The organism is Ulvibacterium sp. (genome assembly GCF_965248315.1).
Taxonomy (GTDB): Bacteria; Bacteroidota; Bacteroidia; order Flavobacteriales; family Flavobacteriaceae; genus Ulvibacterium.
Map to the genome: position 1 here is coordinate 3,628,729 of NZ_CBDFIX010000002.1, position 13,234 is coordinate 3,641,962.

General features: G+C 40.9%; 12 protein-coding genes. 9 read left to right on the forward strand and 3 right to left on the reverse strand.

The annotated features are described in order from the left end of the window. Window positions 1-73 precede the first annotated feature (73 nt). Together clpB and ACP2AF_RS17145 are read left to right on the forward strand one after the other, a co-directional pair. Window positions 74-2,674: an ATP-dependent chaperone ClpB gene (gene clpB / locus ACP2AF_RS17140; RefSeq protein ID WP_425237368.1), complete on the forward strand. Its 2,601-nt coding sequence runs from the start codon at window positions 74-76 to the stop codon at window positions 2,672-2,674. 119 nt (window positions 2,675-2,793) lie between these two features. Beyond that, the gene (locus ACP2AF_RS17145) at window positions 2,794-3,390 is read left to right on the forward strand and encodes a TetR family transcriptional regulator C-terminal domain-containing protein (RefSeq protein WP_425237369.1); all 597 of its coding nucleotides are present in this window, start codon (window positions 2,794-2,796) and stop codon (window positions 3,388-3,390) included. 12 nt (window positions 3,391-3,402) lie between these two features. On the opposite strand, the gene ACP2AF_RS17150 is transcribed toward ACP2AF_RS17145, so the two are convergent. Next, window positions 3,403-5,118, reverse strand: a complete 1,716-nt coding sequence (locus ACP2AF_RS17150) for a PorP/SprF family type IX secretion system membrane protein (RefSeq protein WP_425237370.1) — start codon at window positions 5,116-5,118, stop codon at window positions 3,403-3,405. Window positions 5,119-5,321: 203 nt separating this feature from the next. Here ACP2AF_RS17150 and ACP2AF_RS17155 point away from each other — a divergent pair, with 203 nt between their 5' ends. Further along, on the forward strand, window positions 5,322-5,870 hold the full coding sequence (locus ACP2AF_RS17155) for a SixA phosphatase family protein (protein WP_425237371.1): 549 nt from the start codon (window positions 5,322-5,324) through the stop codon (window positions 5,868-5,870). Here ACP2AF_RS17155 and ACP2AF_RS17160 read toward each other — a convergent pair. Next, a complete protein-coding gene (locus ACP2AF_RS17160; RefSeq protein WP_425237372.1) occupies window positions 5,842-6,594 on the reverse strand; it encodes a DUF6503 family protein in 753 nt (250 codons plus the stop codon). The genes ACP2AF_RS17155 and ACP2AF_RS17160 overlap by 29 nt on opposite strands. Window positions 6,595-6,711: 117 nt before the next feature. On the opposite strand from ACP2AF_RS17160, the gene smpB reads away from it, so the two are divergent. Then, a complete protein-coding gene (gene smpB / locus ACP2AF_RS17165; protein WP_425237373.1) occupies window positions 6,712-7,173 on the forward strand; it encodes an SsrA-binding protein SmpB in 462 nt (153 codons plus the stop codon). A 2-nt stretch (window positions 7,174-7,175) separates the two neighbouring features. On the opposite strand, the gene ACP2AF_RS17170 is transcribed toward smpB, so the two are convergent. Beyond that, a complete protein-coding gene (locus ACP2AF_RS17170) occupies window positions 7,176-7,817 on the reverse strand; it encodes a protein-L-isoaspartate(D-aspartate) O-methyltransferase (RefSeq protein WP_425237374.1) in 642 nt (213 codons plus the stop codon). A 163-nt stretch (window positions 7,818-7,980) separates the two neighbouring features. Here ACP2AF_RS17170 and ACP2AF_RS17175 point away from each other — a divergent pair, with 163 nt between their 5' ends. From ACP2AF_RS17175 to ACP2AF_RS17195, 5 genes are all read left to right on the forward strand, one after another. Next, on the forward strand, window positions 7,981-8,940 hold the full coding sequence (locus tag ACP2AF_RS17175; protein ID WP_425238041.1) for a Gfo/Idh/MocA family oxidoreductase: 960 nt from the start codon (window positions 7,981-7,983) through the stop codon (window positions 8,938-8,940). Window positions 8,941-9,014: 74 nt separating this feature from the next. Continuing rightward, window positions 9,015-9,902: a 3-hydroxyacyl-CoA dehydrogenase family protein gene (locus tag ACP2AF_RS17180; RefSeq protein ID WP_425237375.1), complete on the forward strand. Its 888-nt coding sequence runs from the start codon at window positions 9,015-9,017 to the stop codon at window positions 9,900-9,902. A 7-nt stretch (window positions 9,903-9,909) separates the two neighbouring features. Beyond that, a complete protein-coding gene (locus ACP2AF_RS17185; protein WP_425237376.1) occupies window positions 9,910-11,145 on the forward strand; it encodes a DUF1015 domain-containing protein in 1,236 nt (411 codons plus the stop codon). Window positions 11,146-11,167: 22 nt separating this feature from the next. Next, window positions 11,168-11,827 carry a YggS family pyridoxal phosphate-dependent enzyme gene (locus ACP2AF_RS17190; protein WP_425237377.1) on the forward strand — a complete coding sequence of 220 codons (660 nt, stop codon included), beginning with the start codon at window positions 11,168-11,170 and terminating at the stop codon, window positions 11,825-11,827. A 39-nt stretch (window positions 11,828-11,866) separates the two neighbouring features. Beyond that, window positions 11,867-13,234 carry an exonuclease domain-containing protein gene (locus ACP2AF_RS17195; protein ID WP_425237378.1) on the forward strand — a complete coding sequence of 456 codons (1,368 nt, stop codon included), beginning with the start codon at window positions 11,867-11,869 and terminating at the stop codon, window positions 13,232-13,234.

Below are 13,234 nucleotides of genomic sequence, written 5' to 3' on the forward strand. Positions count from 1 at the left end.
GCATAGACCATTGGTAAGGTTATTGACCTAAGGTTACCAAAAATACACATTAACGATAAAAATAGTACGATATATGAACTTTAATAATTTCACCATAAAATCACAGGAAGCTCTTCAGCAGGCCCAACAATTGGCTCAGGCCATGGGCCATCAGCAGATAGAGAACGAACATATTTTTAAGGCCATTTCAGAAGTTGAGGAGAATGTATTGCCCTTTATTCTAAAGAAGCTGAATGTTAACGTTTCCATGCTAAATCAAACTCTTGATAAAGAATTGGAAAGCTTTCCGAAGGTATCCGGAGGTGATATCATGCTCTCCCGTGAGGCCGGAAAAACAGTAAACGAGGCCAGTATTATTGCTAAAAAAATGGAGGACGAATTCGTCTCCTTGGAACATATGCTTTTGGCCATTTTTAAATCCAAGAGCAAGATTTCGCAAATCCTAAAGGATCAAGGCGTATCCGAAAAAGATTTGAAATCCGCCATAGAAGAACTTCGGAAAGGCGGAAAAGTCACCTCACAAAGTGCCGAGGACACCTATAATTCCCTCGACAAATACGCACGAAATCTTAATCAATTGGCGGACAGCGGAAAACTGGATCCCGTAATTGGCAGGGATGAGGAAATTAGACGTATTCTACAGATCTTATCACGAAGGACAAAGAATAATCCTATGCTGGTAGGAGAGCCTGGTACGGGGAAAACAGCCATAGCGGAGGGTCTTGCACACCGGATCATACAAGGCGATGTCCCCGAAAACTTGAAGGATAAGGTAATTTACTCCTTGGATATGGGTGCATTGATAGCAGGTGCCAAATACAAAGGTGAATTTGAGGAACGCCTTAAATCCGTAATTAAGGAAGTGACCTCCTCCGATGGTAATATCGTACTTTTTATTGATGAAATCCATACCCTTGTAGGTGCAGGTGGTGGTCAAGGTGCCATGGATGCTGCCAATATCCTAAAACCTGCTTTGGCCAGAGGAGAACTAAGGGCTATTGGCGCCACGACTTTGGACGAGTATCAAAAATATTTTGAAAAGGACAAAGCCTTGGAACGAAGGTTCCAAAAGGTAATGGTATACGAACCCGACACGGAAAGTGCCATTTCCATTCTTCGCGGCATCAAGGAAAAATATGAAGCACACCATAAGGTACGCATCAAGGACGAAGCCGTTATCGCTGCCGTTGAACTTTCACAACGCTATATCACCAATCGGTTTTTGCCCGACAAGGCCATTGACCTGATGGACGAAGCCGCGTCCAAACTCCGGATGGAAATCAATTCCAAACCCGAAGAGTTGGATGTGTTAGATCGAAAAATAATGCAACTGGAAATCGAGATAGAGGCCATTAAGCGTGAAAATGATAAGGCGAAATTAAAATCGTTGAACATTGACCTCGCCAACCTGAAAGAGGAACGCAATGAAATTTTTGCCCAATGGGAAAGTGAAAAAAGCGTAGTGGACAATATCCAAAAGACCAAAAAGGATATTGAGGATTACAAATTGGAGGCGGAACGTGCAGAGCGTAATGGGGATTATGGAAAAGTGGCCGAGCTGCGCTATGGAAAAATAAAGGAAGCCCAGGAAAGATTGGAAAAACTTCAAAATGAGCTTCAGGAGCAACAGCAATCGGATACTCTTATCAAAGAGGAGGTTACCCAAGAAGATATCGCCGAAGTTGTAGCCAAATGGACCGGGATTCCGGTAACCAAAATGCTACAGAGCGAACGGGAGAAATTATTGAAGCTGGAAAAGGTTCTACATAAACGCGTGGTAGGACAAGAAGAGGCCATACAGGCCGTGTCCGATGCCATCCGTAGAAGTAGGGCCGGATTACAGGATACCAAAAGACCCATAGGTTCGTTCCTGTTCTTGGGTACAACAGGGGTTGGAAAAACCGAGTTGGCCAAAACCTTGGCCGATTATCTGTTTGACGATGAGAACGCCATAACCCGAATTGATATGAGCGAATACCAGGAGCGGCATTCGGTAAGTCGACTGGTAGGTGCGCCTCCGGGCTATGTGGGCTATGATGAAGGAGGACAGCTGACAGAAGCTGTGCGGCGCAGACCCTACTCGGTAATATTGCTGGACGAAATAGAGAAAGCGCACCCGGATACCTTTAACATATTACTACAGGTTCTTGATGAAGGAAGATTAACGGATAATAAGGGTCGCGTTGCAGATTTCAAAAACACGATCATTATTATGACCAGCAATATGGGAAGCCATATCATTCAGGAAAAATTCGAGGACAACCTGGATATCTATAGCGCTACAGAAGCAGCGCGCATAGAAGTCTTAGGACTGCTACGTAAAACCATTCGTCCTGAATTTTTGAACCGTATAGACGATATCATCATGTTCACTCCATTGAACATGGAAAACATTGTGGAGATCGTAAGGCTTCAATTGGACCATTTAAAGAAGATGATCGCCAAGCAACATATTGCGATCGATGCAACGGATGAAGCTATTACCTATCTGGCTCAAAAAGGATATGACCCACAATATGGGGCAAGACCTATAAAGAGGGTCATCCAGAAAGAAGTACTCAACAATCTGTCCAAGGAATTGTTAAGTGGAAGAATAAAGGCGGATAGCGTTGTTCTCATTGATTCATTTGACGACACCCTTGTTTTTAGAAACCAAGATCAGTTGGTAGAATAAGATTTACGACATAAAAACTAAAGGCTGGCTTCCGAAAGAGGTATGGAAGCTGGCCTTTTTTATCAACATATATACCATACAGTATGTAGTTTTTTTATATTCGTATAAAATTGATTGCCATGACCACCAAAGCCGAAAGAACCACTGCCTACATTATAGAGACCGTTGCACCTATATTTAACAAATTGGGTTATGTAGGTACGAGTATGAGCGATCTTACAGAGGCCACTGGACTTACAAAAGGGGCGTTATACGGAAACTTCGAAAACAAGGAGGCACTGGCTTTGGCCGCTTTCGAATATAATCGTGGTAAATTGCTTTCGTCCATTGGGGAATCCCTGGAGATAGAAGGCACCTCGCTGAAAAAAATCTTCAACCTCCTAAAATTCTATAGGAATTATGATGTCTATACTGTGGATATGGGAGGGTGCCCCATTCTGAATGTTGGTGTGGATGCGCAGCACAACAATACCCTTTTGGCCGCTGCGGCAAAGGAAACCATAAAGGAAATTGAAGGAAAAATTGCGTTGGTCCTTGAAAATGGAATCAATGCAAATCAATTGAATCTTCCAGTGACCCCGCTGCAGTTCGCCAAGCAATTATTTACGATGTTGCAAGGTGCCATTGCCATGTCCACCATAACCAGGGACCGGAAATATCTAGTAAATACCGTGGCTTACCTGGAAGTTCTTATACAAAGGGAAATTGAAAAGTAATCCCTCGATAATTTAATTCCCTACAACCCTGAAAATCCAGGTTTTGTCAGGATATTTCCCATTGAAATTGCTGTCCCGGGCGTTTCGGGCCTCATTCATTGTATTATAACGTTCCAAATACACGTAGTTATAGTTGTTCTTGGCCCTAACAAATGATTTTGGTGCAAGACCTTGGTTCTGCAGATCCTTCATAAAAGCTTCGTAGTACTTCTTGGTTCCGAATACATTGGTAATAAGATAATAGCCGGGTTCCAAGTCCCCTTCGGCCTTGACTTCCTCATATTTTTCTCCAGCTTTTGGCTTATTATCCTGCTCTTCTTGTTGGGCCACTTGATCTTGTTCAACTTGTTTTTGGGCAGCTTCAGCTTCAGCAATTTTTATACTTTCCAAGGAATCCTTTTCCCTTTGCTGCCGAAGTTTTTGAGCCGCTGCCAATGCCTCTGCACGTCTAACGTCATTTATTGAATCTAGTTTTCGTTGTTGCTCATCCCTTGCTTTGGCCAGGTCTTCTTCCTTCTTGGCTTGTTCAATAGCCGCTTTGTTACGTTCTTCCTCAAGTCTTGCCGCCTCTGCTAAGGCTTCTCTCTCCCTTTTGGCCGTAGCTATGGAATCGCGTCGTTTTTGTTTGGCCAATGCTTTTTCTTGCACTGCAAGCTCTCTTGCTTCCTTCTTGGCCTGTCTTTGTTGAGCCCTTTCAGCAGCTTCCTCTTCTTTGGCAATTGCCTCCGCTTTCTCTATCTCTTCCTTGGTTTCTTCCTCGGTAATCAATTCTTCTTGCTTCGGTTCTTCTTCCTCCTCCATGACACGTATTTTACGACGCTCCTCAGGCTTTCCAATGAAATAGGAGGCCACAATCTCAAAAGATGGGTCTTGTGAACTAATGGCCGAGTTTGTTCCGAATTCCACCAAGGCCCCTACAGAAAATCTTTTGAAAAAAGTACCTCCCCCGCCAAGGGAAATTCCATAATAGTTATTGTATCCCATTTGTGCCCAATAGGCGGTCTTGCTAAGAAGTACATTAAGACCCACTTGGTTCTCAAGTTCAGGTATAGTACGTAAATACAACAATGGTCTAAGAAAAGCCGTGGGATCCCTACTAATACCTATTGGCATGTCATAAGAAACCATTCCCATATAAATCTTATCGGCTGGAACTGTATTTCTACCTTTGTCCGTGAAGTTATAATCAAAAAGGTTTTCCGATGCTAGACCAAAAGAAAAATTTTCGACCGACAACCGGACTCCCGGGGCCAATTGCAAGATAAAATCCGTTGAGGGTTGCAATATGGGTATGGGGATATTCGGATCTATTTGAAACCGATCATCCGCAAGCTCTTGCTGAAACCCAAAAAGGTTAAACCCAAAACCAAGGCGTATAAGGGAATTCAACTTTATCTCTTGGGCGTAATTTAGAATTCCCCCGGTATTAAAAAAAATACCGGTGTTATGTTGAAAAAATGCAACACTTGCTGCTGAGGATTCATTAATCTTTCGGGTATAATTCAAAAACAAGGTGGTAGGGTCGGCATCTATACTTTGCCATTGCCAACGTGTCCATAAAGAAACGGACTGGGGATTATTGCGATCCAGGGAAAAGGCCGGATTAAAAAAACTGGAGTTATACTCGGTTAAATTATGTTGTCGAAAATCCACCGGAAGGGAAACCTCCTGTGACCGGGCGAAAAAAAAAGTGGCAATAATCAGAAAAGGGGTACCAAATTTAACCATACGCAAAAAAACAAAAAACTAGCTGGTTTACATACTATTTAGCGGTAATTTTAGTTACAGTAAAAAGAAAATTCCCCACAAGGGAAAACCCAATGTTTTTATCCAGAGGCGAAAATGGTAAAAACCAGCAGGTGGCAACACGAACAAAATGAGGGTATTATCTGCTGTTCTGGGGTAATCAAAGTAAATAATCAAGCCAATTGATGAAATCGATAAAATTAGTATTAGCATTAGTTGTACTCTTCCTTTTCCAAGCTTGCAATGAAGATAAAAAACCGGAGGAATCTTATGCGGATGGTATATCTACCTTTTACTTCATCCGCCATGCGGAAAAAGATCGTTCAAATCCTGACAATGTAGATCCCGAGCTCAATCAAAAGGGACTGGGGCGTGCTATGCATTGGGCGGAAATATTTGACGATGTACCACTGGATGCCATTTACACTACGGATTATGAAAGGGCAACTATGACAGCTGCGCCAACATCGGTAAAGCAGGATATTCTAGTACAATACTATATGCCCGAAGAAATTGATATTGAGCAATTTAAGGCAGATAACCTCAATAAGAATGTTTTGGTCGTCGGCCACAGCAATACCAGCCCACAATTTGTTAATCTAATGATAGGGGAAGACAAATATGGGCCTATGGACGATTACGATAACGGCAGTTTGTATATCGTACAAATTGTTAACGGTACGGTAACAGATATGCGATTACAATTTAATTGTAATTGCCCGGAAGGACGGTAATATTCTTCAATTCTATTTCTGACAGCAACTCCAATTGACCGGCCATAAATAGACTATCCATTTTTTGAACCGCAATCGTCTGGTCAATAGGTTTGTAATTTTTGTAATCAACAAAACGTATTCCATTTACATAGCGCTCGTTATAGGCTTGCCTAAAACGCTTACCTCCTCCATCTACATGAAACTCGTAAGCAATATACTCAGGTTTTAGGGTGGTCACATCAAACCAATACACATAGATATCATCATAATCATCACCTCCATCCTCTTTATCAAAAGTTATCTGTACCTCGTGATAGTCCTTCCCTTTAATTCTTGACCTGCCCAAATACTTCTTATTTACTGCGGGGTCATTAAGTCCATAAGGCAAATAGGCAAAGTAATGAACGGAATTAACAGAATTGCCATACTTGTTTGCCATGGAATCCGGCAGATGTACCAAACTATCGTTAACGAAACGTTGAAGTCCATTATGTTGTTTAACATCCAAAACCGTATTGGAATCTATCTGTGAAATGCGCTTTAAAATTTTCCTGCCATCCTGGCGCTCCATCACATAAGATCTATCCCTAAAGTCAAAGGAAAAGGTGTTTTTTTGGTACCCTTCGCCTCCACTTATCTTAATGCTGCCATTTACAATTTCCTGGGCCGAAAGTTCTGTTTTGACCTTTTGCCCACAGGCCAGAATCATGCTAATACAAAATAAAACGATTGCCTTGTTCATACGATAACCTTGCGCTATTATGGTACGCGAATTTGCATTAATCTTACAAAATATCCGTGGTATATCCTTTTTATAATGAATTGTTGTACGGATTATTGTTCCTATTTTTGTCGTCCCATGCAACAGAACATCAATATAAAAAATAAAAGAGCACGTTTTGAGTACGAATTTTTGGATACCTACGTCGCCGGAATTGTCCTCTCAGGTACCGAGATAAAGTCCATTCGGCTAAGTAAGGCTTCCATTTCCGAAAGCTTTTGCGAATTTAATAACAGGGGCGAACTCTTCGTAATCAATATGCAAATTGATGAATACTCCCATGCATCGCATTTTAATCACCGTCCAAAAGCAGAACGAAAGCTTTTACTGAACAAGCGTGAACTCAAAAAATTGGAAAAGGAAGTAAAAACCTCCGGGCTTACCATAATTCCCTTAAAGCTTTTTCTAAATGATAGGGGGCTTGCCAAATTACAAATTGCCCTGGCCAAGGGTAAAAAGCTTTATGACAAGCGGGAAACCATTAAGGACAGGGATAACAAACGGGACCTTGACCGAATAAAAAAGAGTTTTAATCGTTGAACTTAATTTTTATCTTCCAATAAAGGAACAAACCGGAAAGAACCGTACTCTTTTTTTTCAAATTCCTTTTCGGATTTTCTGTGGTAAACCGTCATAATCTGTTCATCTATTCCTACGGGGATAACCAATCTGCCTCCAACCTTTAATTGGGACATGAGTGCCTTCGGAACTTCTGGAGCACCTGCGGTTACAATAATACCATCAAACGGAGCCTCTTCCGAAAGACCTTTGTACCCATCACCGAAAATGAACTTTTTGGGGCGGTATCCCATCTTTTTGAAGAAAATATTGGTCTTTTTAAAAAGTGTCAATTGGCGTTCTATAGTAAAGACTTTTGTCTTAAGGTAGATGAGAACGGCGGTTTGGTATCCGCTCCCTGTGCCTATCTCCAAAATTTTTTGATTCGGTCTTATGTTCAACAATTCAGTCTGAAATGCGACAGTATAAGGTTGCGATATGGTTTGTTCGGCCGCAATGGGAAAGGCCTTATCCTGATAGGCATGCCCTTCAAAACTACTGTCCATAAACAAATGTCTGGGTATCGTTCGGACGGCATCCAACACTTTTTGGTCTTTGATGCCCTTAGCGATTAATATATCCGCCAGTTGGTTGCGCATTCCCCGATGCTTTAAGGTATCCTTCAATGGTTTGGTTTTATACGACGAAGTTAGAACGGAAAATATCAAAATACAAGTTCCAAATTCCAATTCTCTTTCCAAATAGAAAATTCCAATATGGAACTACAAACAACATTCAACAAACCTTTAAACTCACAAACTATCCTTACTTTTGAAAAAATTAAAACGTATGCTCAAAGTCGGTGTTTTGGGAGCAGGACATTTAGGAAAAATACACCTGCGGTTACTCAATGAATCCTCGAAATATGAATTGATCGGTTTTTATGATCCAGATGCCATAAATGGGGAAAAAGTGGCCACGGAATTTGGATATTCCTATTTCGAAAACATGAACTCCCTCATCGATGCCGTAGACGTAGTGGACATAGTTACCCCCACCCTTTCCCATTATGATTGTGCCAAAAAGGCAATGGAAAAGGGCAGGCATGTGTTTATTGAAAAACCGATTACCAATACCCTAGAGGAGGCCCAAGAACTGTTGGCACTGGAAAGCAAGTTAAATGTAAAGGGGCAAGTAGGGCATGTAGAGCGTTTTAATCCGGCCTTCTCTGCGGTTAAGAATAAAATAAAGAATCCTATGTTCATTGAAACGCACAGGCTGGCCGAATTTAATCCTAGGGGTACGGATGTGCCTGTGGTGCTTGATTTAATGATACACGATATCGATGCCATCCTTAGTGTGGTAGACTCAAAAGTAAAACAAATAAACGCCAGCGGTGTATCGGTCATAAGTCACTCGCCCGATATTGCCAATGCGCGTATTGAGTTTGAAAACGGGTGTGTAGCCAACTTAACGGCTAGTAGGATTTCTTTGAAAAACATGAGGAAATCACGGTTTTTCCAAAGGGATGCCTACATTTCGGTCGACTTTCTGGAAAAAAAGGTCGAGGTCGTTAAGATGAAGGACGCACCCGAAAGCCCCGGACAATTTGATATGATCCTGCAAAATGCCGAAGGAGAAAAAAAACAAATCTATTTTGAAAACCCTGAAATTGAAGTGAACAATGCCATTTTGGACGAGTTGGAAACCTTTGCAGAAGCCATAAATAGGGATACCGTTCCGGTGGTCACTTTAAAGCAGGGTACCCATGCGTTACAAGTAGCACTACAGGTAATCCAGTGTTTTTAGGAATATCTCAGAGGCTAGAAGTGAAAATTGAACACCACGGGTATAGAAGAAATCTTTAAATGTTTAATAACACTATGAGTAAGATAGCAGTCATAGGTTCTGGAACCATGGGAAATGGAATCGCCCATGTATTTGCCCAAAATGGAAGCGAGGTAAATCTAGTGGATATTTCCAATGATGCCCTAAAGAAGGGGCTTGCCACCATCTCCAAAAACTTGGACCGCATGGTTGCCAAGGAAAAAATTGATGCGGAAACAAAAAAGGCCACTTTGGGCAACATCACTACCCATACCTCCCTTAATGAAGGAATACAGGGTATTGACGTTGTAATCGAAGCCGCTACCGAGAACTTGGAAGTTAAGCTCGATATTTTTAGGAATCTTGATGAAAACTGCGGTCCAAATACAATTTTGGCAACCAATACATCCTCAATATCCATTACCCAAATCGCCGCAGTGACCAGTAGACCGGATAAGGTGATTGGGATGCATTTTATGAACCCAGTGCCCATTATGCCCTTGATAGAAATAATCCGAGGCTATAGCACTTCGAATGCCACTACGGATAGCATTATGGAACTTTCGGAAAAGTTGGGAAAAACACCCGTAGAGGTAAACGACTATCCCGGATTTGTCGCCAATCGTATTTTAATGCCCATGATTAATGAAGCCATAGAAAGCCTATTTAATGGTGTTGCGGGGGTAAGGGAAATCGATACGGTGATGAAGTTGGGAATGGCACACCCTATGGGGCCTTTGGAGTTGGCCGATTTTATCGGATTGGATGTTTGTCTATCTATTCTCAACGTAATGTACGATGGTTTTAAAAATCCAAAATATGCGCCTTCCCCCCTATTGATAAATATGGTCACTGCAGGAAAATTAGGTGTAAAATCCGGAGAAGGGTTCTATTCGTATTCAGGGTCACGAAAAGCGGAAAAAGTTTCTTCCCAATTCAAATGAATCTCAAATGGCAATAGTAAAACCCTTTAAGGCCATACGTCCTGCCAAGGATAAGGTCGCTTTTGTGGCTTCTCGATCCTATCAGGAATATTCAAAAAAAGAGCTGGAAGCCGTATTGAGTTTTAATCCGTTTTCATTCTTGCATATTATCAATCCAGGGTACAAGTTTGATAAAAGGGTTTCCGGTCCCAAACGTTTTAAATTGGTTTACAACAGATATTTGGAGTTCTTGGAAGACAATATCTTTTTAAAGGATGCCAAGGATAGTTTCTATTTGTACGAGGTTAAAAAAGATAATTTTCAATGTTGTGGGCTCTTCTGTGCAACCAGTGTTGAAGATTACCAAAGCAATATCATAAAGAAGCACGAAGATACCATTCGTCCCCGTGAAGAATTATTCGCCCACTATTTGGAAACCGTGAAATTTAACGCAGAACCCGTTTTAATGACCTACAAGGATGATAAAACTATTTCAAAAATCATAGCAAACGAAAGACGAAACGAGCCAGAATACCACTTTACAACAACGGATAAGGTTACCCATAGGTTGTGGGTCATTTCTGAAACGGAAACCGTGAATCAACTGGAAACCGCATTCATCAAATTAAAGGCCTTGTACATTGCTGATGGACATCATAGAAGTGCCTCATCGAATCTTTTGGCGCAAATATCCAAAAAAAATAATCCAGACCATACGGGAAATGAGCCCTACAACCGTTTTATGAGCTACCTTATTCCTGAATCCGAAATCAAGATCTATGAATTCAATCGTATGGTCAAAGATTTGAATGGATTGACCAAAAAAGAATTTCTTATAAAGCTGGATGGGTCTTTTAGAATCGAAAACAAGGGGAACACGCTCTACAAGCCTACAAAAAAGCATCATTTTAGCATGTATCTGGATGGGGAGTTCTATTCTCTCTACCTTCGGAAAAAGGTATATCGTTTTACCGATGCCCTTAGCAAATTGGATACCCAAATCCTTTTCAAAACTGTTCTGGGACCTATTTTGAACGTTCAGGATCTACGGAATGATAAGCGTATCCAATATGGTTACGGAAAACATAATATTATCCGTATGAAGGATGAAGTGGACCAAGGTAATTTTGCCGTAGGTTTCAGTCTTGTTCCCATAACCATGAACCAGATTAAGGCCATTGCCAATGCGGGATTGACCATGCCCCCCAAAAGCACCTATATAGAGCCCAAACTTAGAAGCGGGCTCACCATTTATGAACTATAACTCTAAAACTTTTTATTTACCTATGTCCATAACCAAAAATCTCAAAAAAATAAAGAATACCTTACCGGATGATGTTACCTTGGTTGCCGTCTCCAAGACCAAGTCCATTTCAGAAATTAGGGAAGCCTATGATGCTGGTCATATCATCTTTGGTGAGAATAAAATTCAAGAGATAATCCAAAAATGGGAAAGCATGCCCAAGGACATCCAATGGCATATGATAGGACACGTGCAGCGAAACAAAGTCAGGTATATGGCGGGATTTGTCTCTTTGATACACGGAGTGGACAGCATAAGACTGCTAGGGGAAATAGATAAAAGAGCAAAACAAAATAACAGGGTCATAAACTGTCTTTTACAAATTCATATCGCGGAGGAGACTACCAAATTTGGATTAAGCGCCGATGAACTAAATGAAATCATCCATTCGGATGAATTTCAGAAAATGAAGAATATTGCTATTGTAGGCTTAATGGGGATGGCTACTTTTACGGATGATACAAATCAAATTAGAAGGGAGTTCAGGTTTTTGAAAACACTTTTTGATTCTACAAAAAAAATAATTCCGGATATTTCCATTCTTTCCATGGGCATGAGTGGGGACTATGAAATAGCCATTGAAGAGGGCAGTAACATGGTACGTATAGGAAGTAGTATCTTTGGGGCAAGAAACGGACATTAGGATTAAACTTCTTTTGAATCTGGCAAAACAGCTTATTGCATGTATGCAGTTTTAGATATTGAGACAACAGGTGGCAAATACAATGAAGAGGGCATTACAGAGATTGCCATACATAAATTTGACGGCCACCAAGTAGTTGATAAGTTTATAAGTTTGGTGAATCCGGAAAGAGAAATACAGCCCTTTGTTGTAAATCTGACGGGAATCAATAACAAGATGTTACGGACTGCCCCAAAATTCCATGAGGTGGCCAAACGCATTGTGGAAATTACACAAGACAGTGTATTGGTGGCCCACAACGCACAATTCGATTATAGAATTCTTCGGACCGAATTCAGAAGGTTAGGTTATAACTTTGAGCGTAAAACATTGTGCACCGTAGATTTGGCCAAAAAACTAATTCCGGATGCTGAATCGCATAGTTTGGGCAAACTGGTGCGTTCATTAGGAATCCCCGTTAGTGATAGACATCGGGCCAATGGAGATGCATTGGCCACTTTAAAACTTTTTAAGGTATTGCTTTCCAAGGATTTGGATAAATCCATAGTCAACCATATCATGCGTTCGGAAACGCAGGGTGAACTTTCTCCAAGACAATTGGATATGGTTGAGCAGATGCCTTCGGAAACAGGGGTTTACTATATGTATAACAAAGAGGGGGAGCTAATATTTCTAGGGAAATCCAACAATATCAAAAAAAAGGTAAACGAGCACTTCATTAAAAATGGTGAACGCGCAAGACAGATTCAAAAAGAAACCAAAAAGGTGATTTTTGAGAAAACCGGGAGCGAATTGGTCGCCCTATTAAAAGAGAACGAGGAATTAAGGCGTAATAAACCCAAGTATGCCCAGCATAGGAGAAAAAAGTTATTTTCCCATGCGGTTTATCAAGTTATGGATGATTGCGGTTATGTTACCTTAAAGGCCGCATCACATACTTTTTCCAAAGGGATGGTAACCACTTTTAATAGTTTTCAAGGAGCCAGAAAATTTATTCGCCAAATCACCATCGAAAATGAATTGTGTGAAAAACTAAATGGACTTGTCGAAGCTAAAAACAAATGCCTGGAATCCAAAGATGGCTGCTGTAAAGAAGCCCATAAGAACGGAAAAGATATTTTAGATTACAATAAAAGAGCTCTGGAGGTATTGGCAAAATTTTCCTTGGCCGGTAAAAATATCGTTATTGTGGATAAGGGAAGGGAAACTGGGGAATACAGTGCCATTCTTATAAAAAATGGAGCCTTTCAAGGGTTTGGATACTACGACCTAAACCATCAAATTAATAATATTCATATCTTAGAATCCGTTATAACACCTATGAAGGGTGATGCGAACACCACCCACATCTTGGAATCGTATCTCAGAAAAAAAAGGGTTATAAAGATTTTGGACTTAAATTCTTGA

What these genes read in the sequence shown, in the direction of transcription:
- clpB (WP_425237368.1), top strand. Translation starts at nt 74, where the DNA reads ATGAACTTTAATAATTTCACCATAAAATCACAGGAAGCTCTTCAGCAG.
- ACP2AF_RS17145 (WP_425237369.1), top strand. Translation starts at nt 2,794, where the DNA reads ATGACCACCAAAGCCGAAAGAACCACTGCCTACATTATAGAGACCGTT.
- ACP2AF_RS17150 (WP_425237370.1), bottom strand. Translation starts at nt 5,118, where the DNA reads ATGGTTAAATTTGGTACCCCTTTTCTGATTATTGCCACTTTTTTTTTC.
- ACP2AF_RS17155 (WP_425237371.1), top strand. Translation starts at nt 5,322, where the DNA reads ATGAAATCGATAAAATTAGTATTAGCATTAGTTGTACTCTTCCTTTTC.
- ACP2AF_RS17160 (WP_425237372.1), bottom strand. Translation starts at nt 6,594, where the DNA reads ATGAACAAGGCAATCGTTTTATTTTGTATTAGCATGATTCTGGCCTGT.
- smpB (WP_425237373.1), top strand. Translation starts at nt 6,712, where the DNA reads ATGCAACAGAACATCAATATAAAAAATAAAAGAGCACGTTTTGAGTAC.
- ACP2AF_RS17175 (WP_425238041.1), top strand. Translation starts at nt 7,981, where the DNA reads ATGCTCAAAGTCGGTGTTTTGGGAGCAGGACATTTAGGAAAAATACAC.
- ACP2AF_RS17180 (WP_425237375.1), top strand. Translation starts at nt 9,015, where the DNA reads ATGAGTAAGATAGCAGTCATAGGTTCTGGAACCATGGGAAATGGAATC.
- ACP2AF_RS17185 (WP_425237376.1), top strand. Translation starts at nt 9,910, where the DNA reads ATGGCAATAGTAAAACCCTTTAAGGCCATACGTCCTGCCAAGGATAAG.
- ACP2AF_RS17190 (WP_425237377.1), top strand. Translation starts at nt 11,168, where the DNA reads ATGTCCATAACCAAAAATCTCAAAAAAATAAAGAATACCTTACCGGAT.
- ACP2AF_RS17195 (WP_425237378.1), top strand. Translation starts at nt 11,867, where the DNA reads ATGTATGCAGTTTTAGATATTGAGACAACAGGTGGCAAATACAATGAA.